Below are 23,585 nucleotides of genomic sequence, written 5' to 3' on the forward strand. Positions count from 1 at the left end.
AACAACATATTGCGGCAACCAAGGACAAGTAATGAGCTTCAACTATTCGCAGCCGCCAACCCCTCAACGGCCACTTCACTACTGGCTTGAGTCGGAGGTGGCCAAACTCTCCCCCCAACACACTCCTTCAGCCCTCCGTGAGATGGCCTGGCGTTTTGGCCAGTGGCGCGGTTTCGCAGCGGCGTGCGCCGGAATTGGTGTTGTTGGACTTGGCATCGCCTGGCTGCTCGCAGTGTGGCGGCCACAGATCATCTGGCTATGGGCACTTCTGATCGTTGCTGCCCTTTTGCTCATGGTGCTGTGCCCACTGATATCCAAGCTCAAAATTTCAAAGATTGCCAGCGGAAAATCGCCCATGCTCTCGCGTGCGGCAGCGAGCATTTCTGCCGGCGTAGGCGCAGCAATATTTCTTTCAGCAATCTTCGTAGCTCTTGCCAGCTTTGCCCTGGATCCGTGGTTTCACATGGGCGCCAAAGGCATCACCTGCGCCGCAGCCGTCTATGCACTGATTCTTATTCTCATGACCAGCGTCTTTGTCCTTCCCGGATATTTCGCCCACTATGCACGCCGAGATTTCCGTCGCCACATAGACCAGAGCCCATCCCTGCGGACACAGCTTGAACACATGTCACAGACCTGGGTTGATCCGGTGGGCAATCAAAGCTTTGGCCCGTTGTAGCGTACTGAACTAGTGAGAACACCGTCCACACTGGGGATTGTGGAAGCGGTGGCCGGGAACGGGCTTTTTGCCATGCGCAGGTGTGAGGTGACATACCGGGCAGGCGCCGAGGCGGTGCGCGGGGGGGGCTTGTGCCGGGCGCTCAAAGAAACCAAAAGGGAAGCACCGGAGATTCCGGTGCTTCCCTGCCACATGAATTTGTTCGATCAGTGTGCGGCCACCCCTCCGTGATGGGAAGAGGTGTGTTCGTGCATGCTCGGCTGCAGGGCCATAACACCCGCGATCAATGCTACGCCTCCGGCAATCCATGACGTCCAGGCTGCTCCCGTGTGAGAGGAGTATCCGGCAATCCACGGGGAAATAAACAGCAAAGCACCAAGAACCATCTGAACCCACTCGCCTACCGGACGCCCCGGGCTCATCAGGTTCGCGACTCCTGCCACAACCAGCAGCACTCCTGCGCCAATCATCATGACCATCGAACTGCTCTGCTGCGTTGTCCACAGGGTCGAAAGTGCAGCAAATAGGCCTGCGATCACGGCAACATAATCTTGCCAGCGATTCCACTTCTTCATTGATACCAACCTCCTTATGAGTTGGCTCCCACAGTGGGGGTCACTTCAAATATACGTCCATGCACATTGCGTATCCAGAGCCGCAGGGTTGCATTCTGGTCCCTGTTTATCCCAGCGCTAAAGCCATAGCCGGATCAGCCATGATGGCACCCACATCCGCGAGAAAACGTGAGCCTTGTTCGCCGTCAACCAGCCTGTGGTCAAAAGACAAGCTCAGGGTCATGACCTGCCGCAAGGCAATACCACCCTCGTGTTCCCACGGCATGCGGCGCACTGCACCCAATGCCAAAATACCGGCCTCGCCGGGGTTCAGGATGGGGGTTCCGCCGTCAATGCCGAAGATGCCAATGTTGGTGATGGAGAAGGTGCCACCAGCCAGATCGGCAGGCTGGGTCTTGCCAGCACGGGCCGTCTCGGCAAGTTCTCCCAGTGCCTGCGCCAGCCCGCGCAGGCCCAGCCTCTGGGCGTCCTTGATGTTGGGCACCACAAGGCCGCGAGGGGTGGCCGCCGCGATGCCCAGGTTCATATAGTTGAACTGGACCACTTCCGCCGCAGCCTCGTCCCAGTGCGAATTCAGGGCCGGGCGCCGCACGGCAGCAAGACACACCGCCTTCGCGGCCAGGGTCAGCGGGGTGATCTTGACCCCGGCAAAGTCCTTCTGCGAGCGCAGTTTCTCTAAAAAGTCCATCCCGGAGGTGACGTCCACGGTCAGAAATTCGCTCACGTGCGGGGCCGTGAAGGCGCTTTGCACCATGGCTTGGGCCATGAACTTGCGTACACCCTTAATGGGCGTGCGCACCTCACGCTGCGCCAGCGGATTCACGGCCGACGGCACAGCCTCCACCGCGTCTTCGTCACCATAGGAATTCTCACCGCCTGAGTTCTTCCCGTGGGAGGGCTCCCCGTTGGAATGATCCCCGGCGAAAGCAACAACATCGTGGCGGGTGATCAGCCCCCGCTCTCCTGTGCCGTTGAGCTGGTCTAAGTCAAGGCCCAGATCCCGTGCCATTTTCCGCACTGGCGGGGTGGAGCGTGGCCGATCCGCCCGGGCTCGGACGGTTTCCGGCGGTGCTGGGGCCGGCACAGGTGCAGGCGCTTGAGCCGATGGCGACGGTGCAGCGGGCGCAGCTGGCCTGATCTGCTGGGCGGGTGAAGCGGGCGCAGCGGGTGCGCTCAGGCGTTGGCGCCGCACGGGGCGGGCCGAGGTTTCCGGATCGGCCCCGTAACCCACTAGTGTGGGGACCCGTTTGCCGTCCGGTCCTGGGTCAGGGACCGCTGTCCTCGGTCCAGTTGTGCCATGGTTCGTTTGTGCCTCGGTGAGCTCAAAGGTGATGATGACCTCGCCCACCTCGACCATGGTGCCGGGTTCGTGGGTGATGTCCGTAACGGTGCCGGCGAAGGGTGAAGGTAGCTCCACCACGGCCTTGGCCGTCTCCACCTCGCCGATGACCTGGTTCAGCTCAACTAGGTCACCCACGGCAACATGCCAGCTAACAATCTCGGATTCGGTCAGTCCCTCGCCAAGGTCGGGGAGCCTGAATTCTGCAATCATGCCCAGTCATCCATTCCTGTGTGTGAGTTGGGGCGGCCAAGGGCGCGGTCTACGCCGTCGAGGATTCTGTCAAGGTCCGGCAGATGGTGCTTTTCCAGCTTTGACGGTGGGTAGGGGATGTCAAAGCCGGTGACACGCACGGGGGCGCTTTCAAGGTAGTTAAAGCAGCGCTCAGTGATGACAGCAGCAATTTCAGCGCCAAGGCCCAGCGTCCGTCCGGCCTCATGGGTGATGACGAGCCGGCCAGTGCGGCGCACTGAAGCCACCAGAGGTGCATAGTCAATGGGAGAGAGTGAACGCAGGTCAATGACCTCGATCGAGACCCCGTCCGCCGTGGCCGCAATGGCTGCATCAAGCGCGGTTTTCACCAGCGGGCCATAGCTAACAAGACTCACGTCGGTGCCGGCGGCGACGATCCGTGAGGCCCCCATGGGCAGCGCCTGCACCAGCGGTGCGTCTACTTCCACCTCTCCCTTGGCATGGTAGCGGCGCTTGGGTTCAAAGTAGAGGACCGGGTCATCGCAGGCGATGGCCTGGCGCAACATGGTGTAGGCGTCCTGTGGGTTGGATGGGCTGATGACCCGCAAACCCGAGGTGTGCACAAAGTAGGCTTCCGGAGATTCGGAGTGGTGCTCCGGTGAGCCAATGCCGCCACCAAATGGGACACGGATGGTCAGTGGCATGCGCACCGCGCCCTGGGTGCGAACATGCATCTTGGCCACTTGGGACACTATTTGATCGAATCCGGGGTAGATAAAGCCATCGAACTGGATTTCACACACGGGCCTGTAGCCGCGGTAGGCCAACCCCACCGCGGTGCCGATAATGGCTGATTCGGCCAGTGGCGTGTCGATCACACGGTGGGAGCCGAAGTCCTTCATGAGTCCGTCGGTGACCCTAAAAACTCCGCCGAGGGTGCCGATGTCCTCTCCGAGCAACACTACCTTGGGGTCTTCCTCCAGCGCACGGCGCAATCCTGCGTTGATGGCTTGTGTCAGGCTCAGCGTGGTCATGACGGGCTCCCTTGTACCGTGACGGAAGTTTTCTCTTGCTCCCCAAAGGAGTTTAGATACGCCAAGTAGTTCACTCGCTGCTCTTCCAGGAGGGGATGGGCGTCAACGTAAACGTGCTCAAAGGCAGCCTGCGGCGCGGGGTCGGGCAGGGAGATGCAGGCCAGCCGCAAGTCCGCTGCCACGGCGTCAGCCTCGGCCGCAATGGCGGCTTGAGCGCCGTCGTCGAGCATTCCCAACTCCAACAGGTAGCTATGCATCCGGGTGATGGGGTCCTTGGCGCCCCATTCCTCCAGTTCGGTCACGCCACGGTACCGGGTGGGGTCATCGGCGGTGGTGTGTGGCCCCATCCTGTAGGTGATGGCTTCGATGAAGCTGGGCCCGCCCCCGCTGCGGGCCCGGCGTGCGGCCCAACGGGTGGCGGCCAGCACGGCCAGAACATCGTTCCCATCAACTTGCAGCCCAGGTATCCCGTACCCTGGTGCCCGCCCGGCCAAGGGAACATGAGATTGCAACCCCACGGGCTCGGAGATGGCCCAGTGATTGTTTTGGCAGAAAAAGACCACGGGTGCCTGGAAGCTGGCTGCGAAGACCATGGATTCGTGCACGTCGCCTTGGCTCGTGGCACCGTCACCCAAATAGGCAAGGGCCATTGAATCCTTGCCATCAAGGGTCAGACCCATGGCATACCCGGTGGCGTGAAGTGTTTGGGCGCCAATGATGATTTGTGGGGTGGCCATATTCAGCTCGTAGGGGTCCCAGCCAATGTTGGTGTTCCCGCGCCAGACTCCGAGAGCGTCGGCCATCTTGGCACCACGGCAATAAGCCACACCATTTTCACGGTAGGTGGGGAAGATGAAGTCCTCGTCCTCCAAAGCACGGACCGAGCCCACTTGGGAGGCTTCTTGACCCAGTAAGGGCGGCCAGAGCGCCAGCTGCCCCTGCCGTTGAAGCGCTGTTGATTCAAAGTCGATCCGGCGGATCACCACCATGTCACGGTACAAATTTCGAAGTTGCTCCCCGTCAACATCGTCCACAAATTCATCCAGCAGCGCGTCGGCAACACGGATTCCCTCTGCGGTGATCAGCTGGTGCATGGTCATTTCGTCACGGCCTGTGGGCTCTTGGCGCAAATGGCTCAAAGTGCTCGCCTCCCTGCATTGTAATGAGGATGGTTCCTATGAATGTGACGATACTCACGCAAAGCATGGCGGGCAATATGAGGCGCAGAAATTGAGCACTATGCACTGTTGAGAAGTGATCCGCCGTGCTAATCTGCGCACTATGCCTACTTTGGATGAAACCGACGCACGTATTCTTTTGGCCCTTGTGAAGGATCCGCGCCAAACGGTGGTGGCCATGGCACAGCGGCTGGGCCTCTCCCGGAACACGGTTCAGGCCAGGATGGCTGCGCTGGAGAAGAACAACGTCTTTTTGCCCTTTGACCACCGCATTAGCCCTACCCTTCTGGGGTATCCGTTGACAGCCTTTATTACTGTGCATGTGCAACAAAAGAAGTTGCCCCAATTGGGTACGGCCCTGGCCAGCATCCCGGAAGTGATTGAGGCCCACGGCCTCAGCGGCAGGGCAGATTTACTGGTGCGGGTGGTATGCACCGGGGCTGAGGATCTTTTCCGGATCAACGGCAAAATTTTAGGGTGCGACGGCGTTGAACGCACCGAAACGTCCTTGGCCATGAATGAGGTGGTGCCCTTCCGCATGTCACCGCTGCTGGAACGGCACCGCAAAAAATAGTTGCAGCTCCCGCCAATCTAATGCCCTGATGGCTCCGAAGGACTGTCACGGGTTCATTCAGAATCCTCTCAGGAAACGGCGTGCGCAACCTCTGCCCCGCCGTAAGGAAAAGGACAAATCATCATGCGCACTTCACCCAATAGATTGCTCGCCACAGTTTTCGGCGCCGTCTACCTTCTCGTTGGCATTGTAGGGTTCTTCGTTACTAGCGGCATTGGTTTCTTCGCCACCGAAGGCCGTAACTTGATCATCTTCGAGGTCAATCCCCTGCATAACGTCATTCACTTGGCCATCGGTGCAGCGCTGTTAATTGCCGGTTTGTCCTCGGTCACGGCCGCTAAGACAGTTAACTCCACGGTGGGGTCCGTGTACTTGCTGGTAGGCATTGCCGGGTTGTTCCTTCCGGGCACGGCCCTGAACATCATTGCTCTCAACGGTGCCGATAACGTCCTGCATTTGGGCAGCGCCTTGGTCCTGTTGGCCGTCGGTTTCTCTCAGGACCGCTCTGCCGCAGTCCGCACGGCCTAATCATGGCAACGCTCCAGCACCGCCCCGCACCACCCCTCGGGATGGGCGGGCGCAGGTTCGCCATCAGCCAGGAGGCAATTGCCCCGGCACGGACTGATGTAAGCGCCCTGTCCGCTAGTTGCATCGCCGTAGCCATGCTGGGCATAGCCGCCTTGGCGGCGGCCGCCACCTCGAGCCTGCTGACACCCGCCACCGTTGCGGCTGGCGGTGCTGGCGCGGGCGGTGCTGGTGGCGGCTTTGCTGACATGGCGAGCTTCTTAGCGTGGCCTGCAGGGATAGTATCTGCCGCCTACTGCTTGGCTGCGCTGGTCTACGGCTTTGTTTCATTCCGACGCGGAACTCTTCAACGCCCTGAGGTAGCGGTCCGAGTCCTGGGGAGTACTGCGGGGCTACATCTGGTTCTGCTGCTAGCTGGCTTGTGGCGCTTGCCGGAATCTGAACGAACCTTTGACGTGACCCTGGCTGCGCTGCTGACCTTGGAACTTGGCGTCATTGCTGCTCTCGGTTGGCGCCACAATGCCGCATTGCGCAAGGGAAGCTCAGCAAAGCCTGCAACCGCCCCTTCTGCAGCAGCAGTTCTTGGCACACTTTTTCTAGCATCGGTCATGGTTGCTGCAATCACCACGGTTGGTATGTCCGCATCCACCGCTGGTGAGCTTGCGGTACCGCATTCCGGGCACAGCGGCACCCACCAGGAATCAGTGGTACCGGACCAACTACAACGGCTCAAGGACCAGGGCCACCACCACTAAGCCCCACGGTAGGCGGTACTCGGTACTCGGAACAGTAGGCGGTTCTCGGAACATCTAGAACCGACCCCACGCTCCTGACTTGTGCCTTGTGCCTTGTGCCTTGTGCCCTGTGCCCTGTGCCCTGTGCGCCAGCTAACTTTATGTGTCAGCTGCCTTTACATGGCTCCATCTTGAGATGCCATCTAAGCCAAAGCTCAAGAAATCGCTCGGCTACGCCCGAACAATGGAGTGGCCATGCTGACTTAGCCGTTATGTGTAGCCATGCACGGAAGGTGCGATCCGCCGAAATCCACGGCAGATCGTCGTCGAACTTTAACCGCGGCCAAGCGGGCAAGCCTTCACTGCGTATACCCTCACCCCGAAACCTTCACTGCGCAAGCTTTCACTGCGCAACCTTCACTGCGCAAGCTTTCACTGCGCAACACAGCGCAGGCCCCGGGATACCTCCCGGGGCCTGCGCTGTGTTTGTCTTGTTCAGAGAAGGTGGCTAGTGATCAGCTGCCTTTTCGGCGCCAATGCCTGTCAGTGAGCGCACTTCCATCTCGGCCTGAATGCGCGGGTCCTCAGTGTTCTTATCCAAGACCGTGCCCAACCAGCCCAGGAAGAATGCCAGCGGGATGGAAACAATGCCGGGGTTAGCCAGCGGGAACCAAGAGAAATCGGCGCCCGGGATCATGGCCTTCGGGTTGCCGGAGACCACCGGTGAGAACGCGATCAAGAGGATGGCCGCCGCAAGGCCGCCGTACATGCTCCACAGCGCACCCTGGGTGGTGAACTTCTTCCAGAACAGCGAATACACAATCGTGGGCAGGTTTGCGGACGCTGCAATGGCGAAGGCCAGAGCCACCAGGAAGGCGATGTTCTGCCCGTTAGCCAGGATGCCGCCACCAATGGCGACCAGGCCAATCACAATGACAGTGCGCCGGGCAACCTTGACTTCCATTTCCGGCTTGGGCTCGCCCTTGACAATGACGTTGGAGTAAATGTCGTGGGCAAAGGATGCGGCTGCCGTGATGGTCAGGCCTGCAACAACAGCCAGGATCGTGGCGAAGGCAACGGCGGAAATGAAGCCGAGCAGCAGGGGCCCGCCCACCACAAAGGCCAGCAGCGGAGCCGCCGCGTTGACGCCGCCCGGGGCCGCCAGGATGGCTTCCTTGCCGATCAGTGCACCTGCACCGTAGCCAAGAACCAGGGTGAAGACGTAGAAGGCGCCAATGAGCCAGATGGCCCAAACCACGGACTTGCGGGCTTCCTTGGCGGTGGGAACTGTGTAGAAGCGCATGAGCACGTGGGGCAGGGCCGCGGTACCCAAGACCAAGGCCAGGGCCAGGGAGACAAAGTCAAGCGGGGCCTTGCCGTACTGGGCGCCCGGATTCAGCAACGCCTCGCCCACACCGCCTTCGTTGATAGAGGTCTGGACTGCGGCGTCCATGAGGGTAGAGAGATTGAAACCGTGCATGGCCAAAACGATGATGGTCATGATGGCCGCGCCAATGATCAGCAGGAACGCCTTGATGATCTGCACCCATGTGGTGCCTTTCATGCCGCCGATTAATACGTAGACGATCATGAGCACGCCCACCACGGCGATCACAATGTTCTGGCCGGCCTTGTTGGTGTTGTCCAAGCCAAGCAGCAGCGAGACTAGTCCGCCGGCGCCAGCCATCTGGGCCAGCAGGTAGAAGAAGCAAACCACCAAGGTGGTGGTGGCGGCGGCAATGCGAATGGGGCGCTGCTTGAGCCGGAAGGAGAGGACATCGGCCATGGTGAACTTGCCGGTATTGCGCAGCAGTTCCGCTACAAGCAGCAGGGCTACAAGCCAGGCCACCAAGAAACCGATGGAGTACAGGAAGCCGTCGTAGCCGTTGACGGCAATGGCACCGGTGATGCCCAGGAAGGATGCGGCGGAGAGATAGTCACCGGCAATCGCGGTACCGTTCTGGCCGCCGGAGAAGGAGCGGCCCGCCGCGTAGTAGTCGGCAGCGGTTTTGTTGTTACGGCTGGCGCGGAACACCACAATCATGGTGACGGCCACGAAGCCAATGAAGATCAAAATGTTGATCCAAGAATTTTCCTTGGTTTGTTCACTGAGCGACTTCGCCAGCGGTGCAACGTTTAACAGAGCGGAGGATAGGCTCACGGGCTAGACCTCTTCCTTGGACTTGGCGTCTGAATCAATCTGCTTTTCCAGGCGCTGGCGAATGGCCGCTGCCTGGGGGTCAAGTTTGCGGTTGGCGTACATGACGTACCACGTGGTGATGCCGAAGGTGCTGACGAACTGCAGCATCCCGAAGATCAAACCAACATTGATGTTGCCCCACACCTTGATGGACATGAAGTCATGGGCGTAAGCGGCCAACAGGACGTAGGCGAAGTACCAGACCAGAAAGCCAATGGCTACCGGGAAAACAAAGTTCCTGTGTGATTTGCGCAAACTCTTGAACTCTTCCGAGTTCTGTTCCGCAATAAAGTCCACTGGACCTTCAGCACGTGCGTGGGCAGAATTACCCATGATTCCTCCTCAAGTGATGTGATCTCTTTCACTATGAAGTGTTTTTGCTCACGCCCTGGGGTGTATTGGGTGTTGTCGCGGTGAACGGTCTCAGACGTGCGCCGAACGGTAGTTTTCCTTTCAGCTGTCCCGCCTCACGCCACCGCCCGGGCCGGTTACTCTTGGGAGCATGTCTTCTCCTGTTCTGAGCGACTCCACGCTCCTGCTGGTCATCGCCATTGCAGCCGTGGTGGCCGCCGTCGCCGTTGTTGCTTTGGTAGGGTTCCGGCTCTCGCGTTCTTACCGCGAATTGGGCACCGACGCCGAACATGCAACGTTCGCCGCCCTGCACTCAGCGGCAGCCGCCGGTGAACAACTGCGTGACGGGCTGGAACCGGCCGGCGCCCTCAAAGCGAGCAAACAGTTGCGCGCATTGCTCAACTGTGCAGCCTTTGCCATGACAGACGGCGCCCGCCTCTTGGCGTGGGATGGGACAGGCACCACAGCGCGCGAACCTACCTCCGAGGTGGTCATGGCCTTGGCAGCAAAGGCACTGAGCAACGGCCGCACCCAGGTGGCCACGCTGGATAAGACCTTGCGCGAATCGCTGGGGCTACCCCCGGACGGTGAACTCAAAGCTGCCGTGATCTGCCCGCTCAAAGTAGATTCACGGGCTGTAGGAACCGTGATCATCTTGTCCAAGTCACCCAGTGCTGGGCTTGTCCGGGCCACCAACGAGGTTGCTGCGTGGGTGTCCGCCCAGTTGGAGCTGGCTGAGCTTACTTCCTCCCGCACGCTCCTGGCAGAGGCGGAAGTGCGTGCCCTGCGCGCCCAAATCAGTCCGCATTTCATTTACAACTCGCTCAATGCCATTGCTTCCTTCATCAATACTGATCCGCAGCGGGCCCGGGATCTGGTGGTGGAATTCGCCGATTTCACTCGCTACTCGTTCCGCCGGCACGGTGATTTCACCACGCTTGCCGAGGAACTGCGCTGCATTGACCGCTACCTGCTGCTGGAGAACGCCCGCTTCGGGGACAGGCTTCAGGTCAGCTTGCAGATTGCCCCGGAGGTCCTGAGTACCGTCATTCCCTTCCTGAGCCTGCAACCACTCGTGGAGAATGCTGTCCGGCACGGTATCGAGGCCAAGGTGGGCAAAGGGCTGGTGCAGATCGGAGCCCGTGATTTAGGCGCCTACACGGAAGTCACCATTGAGGACGACGGCGTGGGGATGGATCCGGAGCAACTGCGCCTTGTGTTGGCAGGCCAGCAGGACGGCACCCATGTAGGGTTGCGCAACGTCGATACCCGGCTGCGGCAGGTCTACGGGGACGATCACGGCCTCACCATTGACACAGGGGTGGGCCACGGGATGCTGATCACCATGACGGTGCCCAAGAACCAGCCCGGACACGACGCCTAAAAAATCGACTCCGCACCGTTTATTTGACGCTACCAAACTCGCTGGGTTTAGAGCGTTGCTGCGAATGTCTCCGCCCCTGCACCGCTGAATTCGGTGACGGCCACCGGACGGCCGGAAACTGCCAGCAAAAGTGCCATGGCACTAGCTCGAACCTCGGCGCCGGCACCATGGCTGAACACGGTATCCGTAGCCATCATGTGCCACCCCTTGGCCAGTTCCTTCCCACCGCCCATCTTCACTGAGGTCTTCAGCTGATATGCCAAGGCCGTGGCAACGTGCTCAGCCGGGTAGTCCCGGTCAATCCCCAACGGGCCGCGGATGTCCTCCCCATGCACGAACGCCTCCACTAGGCGGGTGGCTAAAGGTGCCGGTGGAGAAGAGGTGCGCAAACGCACAGCACGGAACTCGGCGAGCGTCTCCTGCGGGTCTTGGGCCTTCTCCCTCGCTACGCCAACAGCATTGGCGCGGTCAAAATCAAAGCGAGCAGCCAGCATGTCCCGCATGAAGCTCAGACGGGTGGTTTTTGCCGTGTCCACGAGATGGGCCAGCACATCATGGACATTCCACCCCGGGCAGGTGGAGGCACTAAGCCATGAGGTGGAGGCCAATGGCTCCAGATCCGCAATCAGTGCTTGGCGCTCATCATGGACTAAACGCCACAACGCCACATCAGCTTCCTTCATCATCCCGCCATCAAAGCAAGCACCCGCAGCACATGTCAACACTTCAACACGGCTCAGCGCCCTACCGCGGTTAGCGCCTCTCCGCCTCCCCACCCCTCGCTTCGCTCCGGCGGGGCCCCTCGGCGGTTAGGCTTAGCCCCATGATCAATGTGCTTGTTGCTGACGACGAGTTGCCTGCTATCGAGGAATTGGCGTTTCTGTTGGGCCGGGACCCCCGTGTCGGCACCATCCACCAAGCCATGGGCGGGGCCGAAGCCCTCGATCTCTTGGCGGCACATGAGGTGGATGCCGTGTTCTTGGACATCCACATGCCAGGGCTGTCCGGGCTGGAACTAGCCGAGCTCATTGGCCAGCGCCCCAACCCGCCGGTCGTCGTGTTTGTGACGGCCGATGACGACCGTGCCCTCGAAGCCTTTGAGCTCGCCGCCATTGACTACCTGCTTAAGCCACTACGCACGGAACGCTTGACCCGGACGGTGGACAGGGTTGTGGAACTTGTGGCACACCCGGCCGCCGTCGACGAAGTAGAAATGATCACAGTAGACCAAGGCGGGATCAGCCGGATCATCCGCTTGGACGAGGTCAAGTTTGTGCAGGCGCAGGGCGACTACGCCCGGCTGCACACAGCCGAGGCCAGCTATTTGATCCGTGTCCCACTGGCAGATCTTGAACAACGCTGGGCCGAGGCCGGATTCTTACGTATTCACCGCTCCTATCTGGTATGCATGCAATTTGTCACTGCTTTGCGGCTCAGCACCGCAAAACCCACCGTGTCAGTGGGCAGTGCAGTTCTTCCTGTCAGTCGCAGGCACGTTCCCGTCCTCCGCGACCATTTGCAGGCCACCCGCGTGCGGCCCGCTCCGTGAGCCTTGGCCCCGGCCGCCCCCCAGCGCCCGGCAGGGTCCGGGTGTCAGCCCCGCGCACCCAAGCCCCCCATCTTCCCGCCACAACCTCAGTTTCACAAGAGGTTGCCGAACAATCGGCCGTGGGCGAGATCATGGTGCAGTCACTGATCCGTTCGCAATTGCGCCTTGCCTTAGTGGTGACCGCAGGATTCATGGCGTCCCTGCTTTTCTGCTGGGTGCTGGTGAGTTGGGTGCCATTCTTTTCACAGTGGCGCATTATGGGTATCCCCGCACCGTGGCTTCTCCTTGGAGTGGGCGCCTACCCCATCATCGGTGTCTGCGCCTGGCTCTATGTTCGTGCGGCCACCAAAAATGAGGCCCAGTACCGGGACCTTGTGGAGGAGAAATGAATCCGAGCATTGGCTACACGGCCCTGATTCTTGTCTCCGTCACAACAGCCCTTATTGGCTTTTACGGGCTGCGAGTCTCCCGGACAACCAGTGATTTCTACGTAGCTTCCCGCACAGTGCGCCCCTGGTGGAACGCCTCCGCCATTGGCGGAGAATATCTCTCCGCCGCCAGTTTTCTAGGCATCGCCGGACTCATCGTCATTTCCGGAATCGATGCCCTGTGGTTCCCCATCGGTTACACCGCCGGATACCTCATGCTGTTGTTCTTTGTGGCCGCTCCCCTGCGCCGCTCAGGGGCTTACACCATTCCGGATTTCGCCGAGGCCAGACTCGAGTCCACAACAGCCCGCTATGTCACAAGTGTTCTGGTGGTCATAGTCGGCTGGTTTTACATTGTGCCGCAATTACATGGGGCAGCGCTGACCATACGCACTACCACGGGGCTGCCTTCATGGGTTGGGGCCGGCGTCGTAGTAGTGGTTGTGGTTCTGACAGTGGTCACGGGCGGCATGCGCTCAATAACCTTTGTGCAGGCCTTTCAATACTGGCTTAAGCTCACTGCCCTAGCCGTTCCCGCCATCTTCATCCTCCTGATGCTGGCAGGCGAGGGCCCCGGACCCGTCCTGCAGACCGGCACGGAACTGTTCCCCCCAGCCGCTCCCATCACGGGCGATTCAAGCTACCGCACCTTTTCCTTGCTCATCGCCTTGCTCTTTGGCACCCTCGGACTGCCTCACGTCCTGGTCCGTTTCTATACCAACCCCAACGGCGCTGCTGCCCGGCGCACCACCTTGATCGTTTTGGGACTCCTCACTATTTTTTATCTCTTCCCCACTATCTACGGGGTGCTGGGACGGGCGTTTCTGCCAATGCCAGGAGCCGGGGAGTCCCCTGACGCCACGGTGCTACTGATCCCGGGCACACTCGTAGGAGGCGTGGCCGGTGACATGCTGTCCGCGTTGGTGGTAGCTGGCGCCTTTGCCGCATTCCTATCAACTACCTCAGGTTTAGTGGTCTCCCTGGCCGGCGTCATTAGCCAGGATCTCCTGGGGGGAAGCGTCAGGGGATTCCGACTCGCAGCCGTGCTTGCCGCCGTCGTCCCGTTTGGTTTTGCCATGATGACAGACTCACTGGCGTTGGCGGGAAGTGTGGGACTTGTGTTTGCATTCACTGCCTCCACCATTTGCCCACTGCTGCTGTTGGGTATCTGGTGGCGCGGGCTTACCGACGCCGGTGCCGTGGCCGGAATGCTCACCGGCGGGCTGCTGTGCGGTGCCGCAATACTTCTTGGCTCCGGGGTGGCGCACAATTCACCGTGGCGTGATGTGCTGACCCAGCCCGCCGCATGGACTGTCCCGGCAGCATTCCTGGTCACCATCTTGGTCTCCAAAGCCACAAAACACCGGCGCAGCGCCTCACTCTCCCGGTTCATGACTAAGCTCCATGTGCCGGAACGGCCGCTGGCACAAGAAAACCCCCGCTCACAGGCCGGTTGACTCAGGCTGGTTGAGCGGGGGCTTCGGGAAGTGCTTGCTTGCTGGGTGTTACTGGCCGGACTTCATTTGCCGGGCACCGGGTCAATCGAGGCCATGAGCTCAACAACCCGGTCAAGGAAGGCGTCAACTTGGCTTTCTTCATAACCGTCGGTTCCCTTTGCCGGGGCGAACACCGCACGCCTGACTACATCTACGCTCAGCTCGCCGTTGTCTTCGATGTAGACCAGAAGTTCACGGCACAGCACGTCCACATCTTCAATGGTGTAGCTTTGCGCGTTGCGTCTTGCCGGGCGGCGGAAGCGTTCCCCGTCGGGGCGGTGCAGCCGTCCACGCAGTACCGACGCCGTCTTGCCGATCTTCATCATCCACGCTTTTTCACCCTCAGAGGCGATGAGCAGTTCCTTCTCACGCAACACAAACTCGTCTTCAATCCGATCCATGGCCGCATCCACCGCCAGGGCGCTGTACCCTCCGCGGGCCGGATCAAAAGAGGCCGTACGCACGTCATAGCTGGTGATTGCCTTGCCCTGCGTATCAGTGTTGAGGAAGTAGGCGCGGGCACGTTCCAAGAACACGTCTACTTGCTTGACGTTGTATCCAACTTCCTTGGGACCCACCAATTTGAACTTGGAGTTGGTCCGGTGTGTTTCTTCCACAGTCACAGTCATTCCTTGAACATTTCTCGTTAGAGGTGCAACATACGCTGCAAAGCACGGGTTTCTAGAGTTAGAAACTGCCCAAAACAGTAAAGATCACATAAGCAACGGGAGCGGCAAACAAGATGGAGTCCAGCCTGTCCATGACCCCGCCGTGGCCGGGAAGGAGGTTACTCATGTCCTTCACACCGAGTTCTCGTTTCACCATTGACTCGGCGAAGTCTCCGCCAGTGCCTGCAAAGACCATACCCACGGCCAGGGCCAAACCAACCCACCAGTCTTGATCGAGCAAGAACACTGTTGCAGGAATAGCCACAAGGGTTGCTCCACCCAGAGATCCGGCAAAACCTTCCCAAGACTTTTTCGGACTGATCTTTGGTGCCATGGGATGTTTGCCAAACAACACCCCCACCAAGTAGCCGAACGTATCGTTTGCAACAACCAAAAGGAGCATGATGATCACTTGCACCACGCCGGCGTTCACGTGTTCAAGATCCAGTGTCAATGCGAGTGTGGGGCCGCTTTCCGCACGCAACATCAAGAAGACGAAACTGAGCAGGAACGGTATCCACATGAGGGTGAAAAGACCGGCCAGAATGCTCTTGACAGCTCCCGGCTCGGAATCCAGTGAGCGCCATAAAACGGTGGCACCGGCACTGGCAACAAGGGCGAAAAGGAGGCCCTCGGAACCAGCAAAGTAAGCAGCCGATGGCATGGCCAGGGCACCCACCATTACCGGGGTCAAGGGAGCTTTAATCCCTTTACCGGTGACGGCGCGCGTCACCTCCCAGACTCCGACGCAGGCGAACACGGTGGCCAGAGCTACGAAACCCACGGGGTAGAACAGTAAGGACCCCAGAACCAACCCCAGCAAAATGACACCCACAGTGATTGCTGCTGGCAAGTCACGGCCGGCTTTAGGGGTGCGCTGTGCTTTGGGTGTTGTAGCAACGTCAGGCATTGCTCCAATGGGGCCCTGTGGCACGGGGATCAGTGGGATACCTGTCACCGCCAGTGCCGAAACGGGTCCCGGAGCTATCAGGGAGGGTTCCATCTCCTCCGGAGCCACGGCCTCGGCATTGTTGGCCAGGGTGTCGTCGTTGCCACGCGCCGTCACGGCTGGCTCGCCTACCTGTACCTGCGTCTGGGCGCTGGCCTGGGAGTCCCCGGCAGTTGCCGGCTCTTCCTGCTCTTGCGTCCCGGATTCAGTGGCAGTGTCCGTACTATCGGTTGCTCTCTCGGTGAGATTAGTTTTTGCTGCCGGACTGTTTTTGGGCACTATAACGGGAATCATGCCTGTCAGCTCAGCTTGGCGACGGGCTTTCCGTGAGGGGAATTGATACTCGGCTGGTGGTTGAGCCAACTTGAGCTCTGGATTTGACGCGGCCGGCTCCGAATCGGAGCCGGCCGGCGTGCTCTGGGGGTCCTTCATTAGACCTCGAGAAGCTCGACTTCCTTGCGTTTGAGCAACTCATCGATATTGTCTGTGTGAGCCTTGGTGAGCGCGTCCAGTTCCTTTTCCGCGCGGTTTCCTTCGTCCTCACCGGCATCGCCATCCTTGACCAGCTTATCCAGCTGTTCCTTGGCCTTGCGGCGAATGTTGCGCACGGAGATCTTGGCGTCTTCACTCTTGGTGCGCACAATCTTGACGTATTCCTTGCGGCGTTCCTGCGTCAATTCCGGCATCATAATGCGGATAACATTGCCGTCGTTTGACGGGTTGGCGCCAACCTCGGAAGAACTCAGAGCGCGCTCAATGTCATGCATAGAGGTCTTGTCAAACGGTGTGATGAGCAGCGTACGGGCTTCCGGAACAGCGAATGCGGCCAACTGCTGCAACGGTGTGGGTGAACCATAGTAATCCACCATAACTTTGTGGAACATGGCGGGGTTGGCACGGCCGGTGCGAACCGCGGAGAAATCCTCCTTGGCTACCTCTACGGCCTTGTCCATCTTTTCCTCGGCCTCGAGCAAGGTATCTTCAATCACGCGTCTCTCCCTCAATAAGTGTGCACAACTTTTCCGCGGCACATGCCCACGGCAATCCTTCAACCATCCTACCGTGACCGGGGTCCAGCAGCGCCCAACGGCCCAGCGGGTCCGGCAATATTTATGGGGTAACCATGGTGCCCAGTTCTTCGCCAAGGATGGCCCGGGCAACATTGCCTTCGCCTTCCATACCGAAAACCAGCATGCTCACGTTGTTGTCCCTGCACAGGCTGAACGCGGTCTGGTCCATGACGCGAATATCGCGGGCCATGGCTTCGTCGTAGCTGAGCGTGTCCAGCTTGATTGCCGTGGGGTCCTTCTTGGGGTCCGCGGTGTAGACGCCGTCAACACCGTTCTTGGCCATGAGTACCACGTCGGCGTGGACTTCTAAGGCACGCTGGGCGGCAACCGTGTCGGTGGAGAAGTACGGCAGGCCTGCGCCAGCACCAAAAATGACCACGCGGCTCTTCTCAAGGTGTCGGATGGCACGGCGGGGGATGTACGCTTCGGCAACTTGTCCCATGGTGATGGCGCTCTGGACGCGGGTGTCAACGCCTGCCTGCTCCAGGAAGTCCTGCAATGCCAGGCAGTTCATGACGGTTCCGAGCATGCCCATGTAGTCGGCACGCGAACGGTCCATGCCCGATGCGGAGAGCTCAGCGCCGCGGAAGAAGTTGCCACCGCCAACAACAATAGCCACTTCCACCCTGTCTACCGTGCTGGCAATCTGCTGGGCTATGCCGCGGATGGTGTCCGGGTCAACACCTAATTTTCCTGCGCCAAAGACCTCGCCGGAGAGTTTCAACAACACACGACGGCGTTTGGCTGGCACTTCTGCGGGTGCTGCGCTGCTCTGCTCGGTCTGCGAAATATTCGTGGTCATGATGCCTTCCGTGGGTACAGGTACGTGGCTGCCCGTGTGCAGGGCTAGCCTGGTACCAATTGCCGGGGTGCCGTTGTTTGTGATGCTGTTTGCTGGCACCCAAAGCCGGTGCTTTACCGGCCCACAGGGGTGCGTCTAAAATCTTATCCGACGTTGCACGCAAAGAAGGGGCAACCGCAGTTTGCGGCTACCCCTTCTTCGTCACATCCGTCTGACTGCTCGGAGATGAGCAGCACAAAAATGTGGAGTTATGCTCCGACGCGGAAGCGTGCGAAGGCAACAGCCTTGACGCCTGCTTCTTCCAGAACAGCGCCAACACTCTTCTTGGAATCCTTGGCGAAGGCCTGGTCAACGAGGACCATTTCCTTGAAGAAGCCGGTCAACCGGCCTTCAACGATCTTCGTCATGGCAGCTTCGGGCTTACCCTCGGCCTGTGCGGTTTCGGCAGCAATGCGGCGTTCGCTTTCAACGGTCTCGGCAGCGATTTCGTCGCGGCTCAGGACCGTCGGGGACATGGCAGCAATGTGCACAGCTACGTCGTGTGCAACTTCCTGGTTGTCACCGTCAACGGCAAACAGTACGCCCACCTGTGCAGGCAGATCCTTGGAGGTCTTGTGCAGGTAAGCGTCAACGGTTGCACCTTCAACGCGGGCAAGGCGGCGGATAGCAACCTTTTCACCCAAGAGTGCGCCGGTTTCGATGACAACCTCAGACATGGGCTTGCCGTCAACATCAACAGCGAGCAGGGCCTCAACGTCGCTTACTCCGGAGGAGATGGCCGTGGCCAGCACCTTGTTGGAGAAATCGATGAAGGGAGCAGCCTTGGCAACAAAGTCAGTCTCGCAGTTAATTTCAACCATGACGCCAACACCGTTTTCAACGGCTGCGGCAACCAGGCCTTCAGCAGTGGAGCGGCCTTCACGCTTGGTGGCGCCCTTGAGGCCCTTGATGCGGATGAGCTCCATGGCCTTATCGGCGTCGCCGTTTGCCTCGTCGAGAGCCTTCTTGACGTCCATCATTCCAGCGCCTGTGCGCTCGCGCAGAGCCTTAATATCAGCGGCGGTGTAGTTCGCCATATGAACCCCTCAGTGTAGATGTTTGAGTATATAAATCTGTGATAGGCCAGTTCTGGCAGGACCGCTGCGCTTTGTCAGCGGTGCGATCCTGCCAGTATCCGGTGCCTTAGGTGGTAGCCCTGAGGGTAAATCCTTCAGGGCTACCGGGAAAAGTTTTTACTTTTCGGTTGCGTCTTCGGCAGGTGCCTCAACTACGGCTTCGGCAGCGGCTTCAGCCGGTGCTTCAACAACAGCTTCAACCGGTGCTTCAACAACGGCTTCGGCCGGAGCGGCAGCCTTGTCGCCTTCGAGGAGTTCGCGCTCCCACTCAGCCAAGGGCTCAGCCGGTGCTTCTGCGTTGCCGGTTGCCTTATTGTTGCGGGCGATCAGGCCTTCTGCAACAGCATCGGCGATAACGCGGGTCAACAGCGCAACGGAGCGGATGGCGTCGTCGTTACCCGGGATCGGGAAATCAACTTCGTCAGGGTTGCAGTTAGAGTCCAAGATGGCAACAACCGGGATGTTCAGCTTGTGTGCCTCGTCGATGGCGAGGTGTTCCTTCGGTGTGTCAACAACCCAGAGCACGGACGGTGCCTTGGTCAGGTTGCGGATACCACCGAGGTTGGTCTGCAGCTTGGTGAGTTCACGCTTGAGGAGCAAGAGCTCCTTCTTGGTGTGGCCCGAAGAAGCAACGTCTTCGAAGTTGATCTCTTCGAGTTCCTTCATGCGAGCAATACGCTTGGAAACCGTCTGGAAGTTGGTGAGCATACCGCCCAACCAGCGCTGGTTTACGTAAGGCATGCCAACACGGGTGGCCTGCTCTGCGATGGCTTCCTGAGCCTGCTTCTTGGTACCGACGAAGAGTACGGTTCCGCCGTGTGCAACGGTGGTCTTCGTGAACTCGTACGCGCGGTCAATGAAGGACAGTGACTGCTGCAGGTCAATGATGTAGATGCCGTTGCGCTCCGTGAGGATGAATCGCTTCATCTTCGGGTTCCAACGGCGGGTCTGGTGTCCAAAGTGGACGCCGCTGTCAAGCAGCTGGCGCATTGTTACGACGGGCATGCCGACGCTCCTTATTAGTTATTTACGGTTATTTAGCCTTGGGTTTCGCATCGGTTCCCCGAACTTTTCCCTCTGCTCCTGGCACCCATCGTGCTGTCCATGAACCACCGCAAGGTGGACCGTATGGGCACAATCCTTTTGCAGGATTCAAGAAAAATCTTGAATACCTCATCAGGGTGGGGTGCGCGTAGTCAGTGCACAAACAGTGCACTGCTCTGTCAATGCTACTACAGCGCCGCGTTGGTGACTTACCACTTTCACTCCCCCACAGCCCCACTTCTCGGCGGGTCAGCCACATTGAACGCCTGTCTCCTTTTAGTAAGGAGTACTGTTGGCGCACGCTGGGAGGATGAACTTGTTTTCGCGCCGAATCTCACTGCTTCTAGCGGTGCTGCTATCCATCGCACTATTGCCTGGACCGGCACCCGGCGCGCTGGCCGCATCCACCCTGGCTTCATCCGAGGCGAGGGCTTCAGCCGGCGCACAGCTTGGGAACGGACCGCCTCGCACCACCTCGGCCACTCCCCTACCTGTTTCCCTCGCCTGGGGTTGGCCGCTGGCGGGGAAACCGGAGGTGATTCACATTTTTGATCCACCGTCACACCCGTGGCTCAGCGGCCACCGGGGCGTGGACTTGGCCGCTGAGCAGGGCGCAGAAGTGCTGGCACCCACCGAAGGGGTGGTGAGTTTCTCCGGCGTCGTGGTTACTAGAGGGGTCCTCACCCTTGCCACAGAAGATGGTTTGCGGCTGAGTTTCGAACCCGTCACGTCCCCACTAAAGGTAGGTGACGCCGTCGCACGAGGGCAGCAGTTGGGAACCATGGAAGGGCCTACGCATTGCGAGAGCTCACCGGCTCATTCTTGCCTGCATTGGGGTGTGCGGCGCGGGGATGACTATCTAAATCCCTTGCAATTCATCCTGGACCTGCGCCCGTCGGTACTGCTGCCGCTGGCGCCATGACCCGGTGCGTCCATGGAGTCAAACAGGAAGGTTAGACGATGGCGGATATTCCCGTAATGGCGCGCCCGGTAACAAGGGTATTGATCTCGTAGGTGCCCTCGTAGGAGTAGATGGCTTCAGAGTCGGCGAAGATTTTGGCGATCTCGTAGTCAGAAACGATCCCGTTGCCGCCAAAGAGGCTACGTCCCATGGCCACGGTTTCGCGCATGCGCGCAGTGGTGAACGCCTTGGCGAGCGCTGACTGTTCATCCTTGGCCTGGCCCAAGTCCTCAAGCTGTGAGAGGCGGACCATCATGCCGGTGGAAGCCACCGTGTTGCCAAGCATCTTCACGAGCTGGTCCTGCACCATTTGGAAGGAGGCAATGGGCCGGCCAAATTGTTCACGCTCAACCGCATAACGCCGGGTCACGTCAAAAGCGGCCATCTGCTGCCCCACGGCCTGCCAGGCGACGGCGAGGCGGGTGACCTTCAAGACCTTGTTGGTGTCGCGGAAACTGTTACCGCCAGCCAGCTTATAGTCATGCGGCACCACTACGTTTTCCAACACGATGTCCGCGTTCTGCACGGTGCGCAGGGCCGTCTTGTTTTCAATCTTGCTGGCGCTGTAGCCGGGGAGTGTGGTGTCAACCAGGAATGCCTTGACCTGGTTATCCGCAACGTCGCGGGCATAGATGACCACCCAGTCGGAGAATGTTGCGTTGCCAATCCAGCGTTTGGCGCCGTTGAGTATCCAGTTATCACCATCACGCACAGCCGTGGTCCGGGTGCCGCCAGCAACATCGGAGCCACCCAGGGGTTCTGTGAGCCCAAACGCGCCTATCTTCTTCAGGGAGTAAATATCCGGCAGCCAGGCATCCTTTTGCTCCTGTGATGCCAGCGCCTCAATGGAACCGGTGAACAAGCCGTCATGGACTCCCATGAAAGTGGCAATGGAAGCATCGGCTCGAGTGAACTCCGCATGGGCAAGGCCTGCAAACACGTTTGAATACCCTTGGCGATGAACGGGGCTCATCATATCCAGCTCGGCCAGCTTCGGGATGATCTCCATGGGAAATTCGGCGCGGTTCCAGCAGTCTGTGGCAATGGGCTTGACTTCCCGTGCCAGGAAGTCCCGGATTTCATGGAGGCGTGCGAGTTCCTTCGCGGTGAGCATTTGCTCAAACCCATAGAAGTCACCATCGGCGTAGGGGAGGTTGTTGATATCTACTGCAGCCTTGGACACGGGATTTCCTTTGCTTGTACTCATCGTTGGATAACTGGCTGTCTGGCCAAAACCAAACATGTTACTCGTCAGTAACTTACCTTAGTTCGGGTGGCCTCGGCAACACGAATATCCCCGGTTTTCACGCCGGTTAAACAAAAAACAGGCCAGAACCCCCGAAAGGGTCCTGGCCTGTGATGTTACATGTAGGGCCACTCGGACTTGAACCGAGGACCTTAGGATTATGAGTCCCGCGCTCTAACCAGCTGAGCTATGGCCCCATGTAAGGTGCTTTGCCAAGAAAAATTCATTCCGCGGAAAAGCACTCCTACGATCTTAGAGGATCACGGGCTAAACTGCGTGATCCTCGTAGCTTCCGCCACGATAAATATCTTCAAAGGTGTCCAGTGTTTTGCTCAGCCCGTGACGAGCCACCATCGCATGGCTTGCTTCTCCCATGGCAGCACGCTCTTGTGGCGGCAAACTCATGACCTTGGTGATTTTCGCCGCCAAATCGTCGCTGTCGTTGGGTATGAACAAGTAGCCGTTGACTCCTTCATCTACCAGATGAGGCAAAGCCATGGCGTTAGCCAGGATCACAGGGGTGGAGGCGCTCATGGCTTCCAGTGTCACAAGCGACTGCAATTCTGCTGTCCCTGGCATGACAAAGAGATCGGCTTTGAGGTAGATCTCACGCAATTCCTCGTCACTGATCAGGCCCGTAAACGTCACCCGCGAGGACAGCCCCAACTTCTCCACCTGTGCCTTGAGCGCATTCTTGACTTCACCTCCGCCCACCACAACCAGGTGCAGGTCCAGCTCGGCAGGCGTCTTGGCAACCGCGTCGATGAGGACATCAATGTGCTTTTCTTCGGCCAACCGCCCTACAAAGGCAAGGGTAGGGTACGGATTGCGGGGCGCTGTTTCACCCTCGGCCAGCTCATAGTTGCCCGACTCAATACCGTTGGACAACGGCAGCACCTTGCGCAGGAACGCGTGCTCATGCATGGCCTTTGCAGCCAGCGGTGTGGGTGTTGTGACAACATCGGCCTGGCTCATGACCTTGCCCATGTCCCGCCAGGAAACCCGGCCCACAATGTTCTTGAACCACTGCGGGAACGGCAGGAAGGGGTTGAGGTTTTCCGGCATGAAGTGGTTGGTAGCCACAATGCGGATGCCCCGGCGTGCAGCCTCGTAGACTACGTGCTCGCCAATCATATAATGGCTTTGTACGTGCACCACATCGGGCTTGATCACGTCAAAAAGTGCCTTAATGTCCCTCTTGATCTCCCAAGGCAGGCACACGCGAAAGTATTCGTGGGTGGGAACTGGCCGTGAGCGCAGCCGGTGAACCGTGGCTTCTGGGCGCTTCTGCGTAAACATGGGCCCACCATCTTCACGGCATGCCATGACGTGTACGTCGTGGCCCCTCGCCGTCATCCCTGTCGCCAGGCGGAGACAGAACTGTGCCGCCCCGTTAATGTGGGGCGGGTAAGTGTCTGCCGCGATCAAGATGGTCAGCGGCTTTTGGGCGCTTTCGCTCGAAGTTGATGACACTGATAAAGCTCCTGGTGGA

At 59.3% G+C, this 23,585-nt stretch carries 24 protein-coding genes and 1 tRNA gene; 9 read left to right on the forward strand and 16 right to left on the reverse strand.

Going from position 1 to position 23,585, the window contains the following annotated elements:
- The first annotated feature begins 31 nt into the window (after nucleotides 1-31).
- Nucleotides 32-679 carry a hypothetical protein gene (locus CVS29_RS00585; RefSeq protein WP_110104403.1) on the forward strand — a complete coding sequence of 216 codons (648 nt, stop codon included), beginning with the start codon at nucleotides 32-34 and terminating at the stop codon, nucleotides 677-679.
- A gap of 206 nt (nucleotides 680-885) precedes the next feature.
- On the opposite strand, the gene CVS29_RS00590 is transcribed toward CVS29_RS00585, so the two are convergent.
- From CVS29_RS00590 to pdhA, 4 genes are all read right to left on the reverse strand, one after another.
- The gene (locus CVS29_RS00590; RefSeq protein WP_110104404.1) at nucleotides 886-1,254 is read right to left on the reverse strand and encodes an SPW repeat protein; all 369 of its coding nucleotides are present in this window, start codon (nucleotides 1,252-1,254) and stop codon (nucleotides 886-888) included.
- A gap of 106 nt (nucleotides 1,255-1,360) precedes the next feature.
- The gene (locus CVS29_RS00595) at nucleotides 1,361-2,806 is read right to left on the reverse strand and encodes a dihydrolipoamide acetyltransferase family protein (protein ID WP_110104405.1); all 1,446 of its coding nucleotides are present in this window, start codon (nucleotides 2,804-2,806) and stop codon (nucleotides 1,361-1,363) included.
- Nucleotides 2,803-3,819 carry an alpha-ketoacid dehydrogenase subunit beta gene (locus tag CVS29_RS00600; protein WP_110104406.1) on the reverse strand — a complete coding sequence of 339 codons (1,017 nt, stop codon included), beginning with the start codon at nucleotides 3,817-3,819 and terminating at the stop codon, nucleotides 2,803-2,805. The genes CVS29_RS00595 and CVS29_RS00600 overlap by 4 nt, the downstream gene beginning before the upstream one ends.
- Nucleotides 3,816-4,919: a pyruvate dehydrogenase (acetyl-transferring) E1 component subunit alpha gene (gene pdhA / locus CVS29_RS00605; protein WP_110104893.1), complete on the reverse strand. Its 1,104-nt coding sequence runs from the start codon at nucleotides 4,917-4,919 to the stop codon at nucleotides 3,816-3,818. Before pdhA ends, CVS29_RS00600 begins: the two co-directional genes overlap by 4 nt.
- A gap of 181 nt (nucleotides 4,920-5,100) precedes the next feature.
- Between pdhA and CVS29_RS00610 the strand changes: the two genes are divergently transcribed.
- The 3 genes from CVS29_RS00610 to CVS29_RS00620 all read left to right on the forward strand — a co-directional run bounded on the left by CVS29_RS00610 (nucleotide 5,101) and on the right by CVS29_RS00620 (nucleotide 6,851).
- Nucleotides 5,101-5,571, forward strand: coding sequence for an Lrp/AsnC family transcriptional regulator (locus tag CVS29_RS00610; protein WP_110104894.1), 471 nt, complete (start codon nucleotides 5,101-5,103; stop codon nucleotides 5,569-5,571).
- A gap of 123 nt (nucleotides 5,572-5,694) precedes the next feature.
- A complete protein-coding gene (locus tag CVS29_RS00615) occupies nucleotides 5,695-6,099 on the forward strand; it encodes a DUF4383 domain-containing protein (RefSeq protein ID WP_110104407.1) in 405 nt (134 codons plus the stop codon).
- Between the two features lie 2 nt (nucleotides 6,100-6,101).
- The gene (locus CVS29_RS00620; RefSeq protein WP_110104408.1) at nucleotides 6,102-6,851 is read left to right on the forward strand and encodes a hypothetical protein; all 750 of its coding nucleotides are present in this window, start codon (nucleotides 6,102-6,104) and stop codon (nucleotides 6,849-6,851) included.
- A gap of 487 nt (nucleotides 6,852-7,338) precedes the next feature.
- Here CVS29_RS00620 and CVS29_RS00625 read toward each other — a convergent pair whose 3' ends face one another.
- Together CVS29_RS00625 and CVS29_RS00630 are read right to left on the reverse strand one after the other, a co-directional pair.
- Nucleotides 7,339-8,955, reverse strand: a complete 1,617-nt coding sequence (locus CVS29_RS00625; protein WP_373366716.1) for a solute symporter family protein — start codon at nucleotides 8,953-8,955, stop codon at nucleotides 7,339-7,341.
- A gap of 39 nt (nucleotides 8,956-8,994) precedes the next feature.
- Complete coding sequence (locus CVS29_RS00630; RefSeq protein WP_110104409.1) at nucleotides 8,995-9,363, reverse strand: DUF485 domain-containing protein; 369 nt, start codon at nucleotides 9,361-9,363, stop codon at nucleotides 8,995-8,997.
- Between the two features lie 184 nt (nucleotides 9,364-9,547).
- Here CVS29_RS00630 and CVS29_RS00635 point away from each other — a divergent pair, with 184 nt between their 5' ends.
- Nucleotides 9,548-10,765, forward strand: a complete 1,218-nt coding sequence (locus CVS29_RS00635; protein ID WP_373366715.1) for a sensor histidine kinase — start codon at nucleotides 9,548-9,550, stop codon at nucleotides 10,763-10,765.
- A gap of 47 nt (nucleotides 10,766-10,812) precedes the next feature.
- On the opposite strand, the gene CVS29_RS00640 is transcribed toward CVS29_RS00635, so the two are convergent.
- Complete coding sequence (locus tag CVS29_RS00640; RefSeq protein WP_179442386.1) at nucleotides 10,813-11,451, reverse strand: maleylpyruvate isomerase family mycothiol-dependent enzyme; 639 nt, start codon at nucleotides 11,449-11,451, stop codon at nucleotides 10,813-10,815.
- 137 nt (nucleotides 11,452-11,588) lie between these two features.
- Between CVS29_RS00640 and CVS29_RS00645 the strand changes: the two genes are divergently transcribed.
- Genes CVS29_RS00645 through CVS29_RS00655 form a run of 3 tightly spaced genes read left to right on the forward strand, consistent with a single transcriptional unit; the run spans nucleotide 11,589 to nucleotide 14,199 of the window.
- Nucleotides 11,589-12,314, forward strand: a complete 726-nt coding sequence (locus CVS29_RS00645) for a LytR/AlgR family response regulator transcription factor (protein ID WP_110104411.1) — start codon at nucleotides 11,589-11,591, stop codon at nucleotides 12,312-12,314.
- Between the two features lie 41 nt (nucleotides 12,315-12,355).
- Nucleotides 12,356-12,703 carry a DUF485 domain-containing protein gene (locus CVS29_RS00650; protein WP_179442384.1) on the forward strand — a complete coding sequence of 116 codons (348 nt, stop codon included), beginning with the start codon at nucleotides 12,356-12,358 and terminating at the stop codon, nucleotides 12,701-12,703.
- A complete protein-coding gene (locus CVS29_RS00655; protein ID WP_110104413.1) occupies nucleotides 12,700-14,199 on the forward strand; it encodes a sodium/solute symporter in 1,500 nt (499 codons plus the stop codon). Before CVS29_RS00650 ends, CVS29_RS00655 begins: the two co-directional genes overlap by 4 nt.
- 62 nt (nucleotides 14,200-14,261) lie before the next feature.
- On the opposite strand, the gene CVS29_RS00660 is transcribed toward CVS29_RS00655, so the two are convergent.
- The 6 genes from CVS29_RS00660 to rpsB form a co-directional block, all read right to left on the reverse strand.
- Nucleotides 14,262-14,861, reverse strand: a complete 600-nt coding sequence (locus tag CVS29_RS00660; protein ID WP_373366676.1) for a DivIVA domain-containing protein — start codon at nucleotides 14,859-14,861, stop codon at nucleotides 14,262-14,264.
- Between the two features lie 64 nt (nucleotides 14,862-14,925).
- The gene (locus CVS29_RS00665) at nucleotides 14,926-15,816 is read right to left on the reverse strand and encodes a phosphatidate cytidylyltransferase (RefSeq protein ID WP_110104897.1); all 891 of its coding nucleotides are present in this window, start codon (nucleotides 15,814-15,816) and stop codon (nucleotides 14,926-14,928) included.
- A gap of 470 nt (nucleotides 15,817-16,286) precedes the next feature.
- Nucleotides 16,287-16,844: a ribosome recycling factor gene (gene frr, locus CVS29_RS00670; RefSeq protein WP_110104415.1), complete on the reverse strand. Its 558-nt coding sequence runs from the start codon at nucleotides 16,842-16,844 to the stop codon at nucleotides 16,287-16,289.
- A 121-nt stretch (nucleotides 16,845-16,965) separates the two neighbouring features.
- On the reverse strand, nucleotides 16,966-17,727 hold the full coding sequence (gene pyrH, locus CVS29_RS00675; protein ID WP_110104898.1) for a UMP kinase: 762 nt from the start codon (nucleotides 17,725-17,727) through the stop codon (nucleotides 16,966-16,968).
- A 248-nt stretch (nucleotides 17,728-17,975) separates the two neighbouring features.
- The gene (tsf, locus tag CVS29_RS00680; protein WP_110104416.1) at nucleotides 17,976-18,803 is read right to left on the reverse strand and encodes a translation elongation factor Ts; all 828 of its coding nucleotides are present in this window, start codon (nucleotides 18,801-18,803) and stop codon (nucleotides 17,976-17,978) included.
- A gap of 156 nt (nucleotides 18,804-18,959) precedes the next feature.
- Nucleotides 18,960-19,847, reverse strand: a complete 888-nt coding sequence (gene rpsB / locus CVS29_RS00685) for a 30S ribosomal protein S2 (protein WP_110104417.1) — start codon at nucleotides 19,845-19,847, stop codon at nucleotides 18,960-18,962.
- Nucleotides 19,848-20,196: 349 nt separating this feature from the next.
- Here rpsB and CVS29_RS00690 point away from each other — a divergent pair, with 349 nt between their 5' ends.
- Nucleotides 20,197-20,808 carry a M23 family metallopeptidase gene (locus tag CVS29_RS00690; protein WP_110104418.1) on the forward strand — a complete coding sequence of 204 codons (612 nt, stop codon included), beginning with the start codon at nucleotides 20,197-20,199 and terminating at the stop codon, nucleotides 20,806-20,808.
- Nucleotides 20,809-20,839: 31 nt separating this feature from the next.
- On the opposite strand, the gene CVS29_RS00695 is transcribed toward CVS29_RS00690, so the two are convergent.
- The 3 genes from CVS29_RS00695 to CVS29_RS00705 form a co-directional block, all read right to left on the reverse strand.
- The gene (locus CVS29_RS00695; RefSeq protein ID WP_110104899.1) at nucleotides 20,840-22,054 is read right to left on the reverse strand and encodes an acyl-CoA dehydrogenase family protein; all 1,215 of its coding nucleotides are present in this window, start codon (nucleotides 22,052-22,054) and stop codon (nucleotides 20,840-20,842) included.
- Between the two features lie 162 nt (nucleotides 22,055-22,216).
- Nucleotides 22,217-22,290 (reverse strand) — tRNA-Ile (locus CVS29_RS00700).
- Nucleotides 22,291-22,360: 70 nt separating this feature from the next.
- Nucleotides 22,361-23,566, reverse strand: coding sequence for a glycosyltransferase (locus CVS29_RS00705; protein ID WP_110104419.1), 1,206 nt, complete (start codon nucleotides 23,564-23,566; stop codon nucleotides 22,361-22,363).
- Nucleotides 23,567-23,585 lie beyond the last annotated feature (19 nt).

Source organism: Arthrobacter psychrochitiniphilus (assembly GCF_003185915.1).
GTDB lineage: Bacteria > Actinomycetota > Actinomycetes > Actinomycetales > Micrococcaceae > Specibacter > Specibacter psychrochitiniphilus.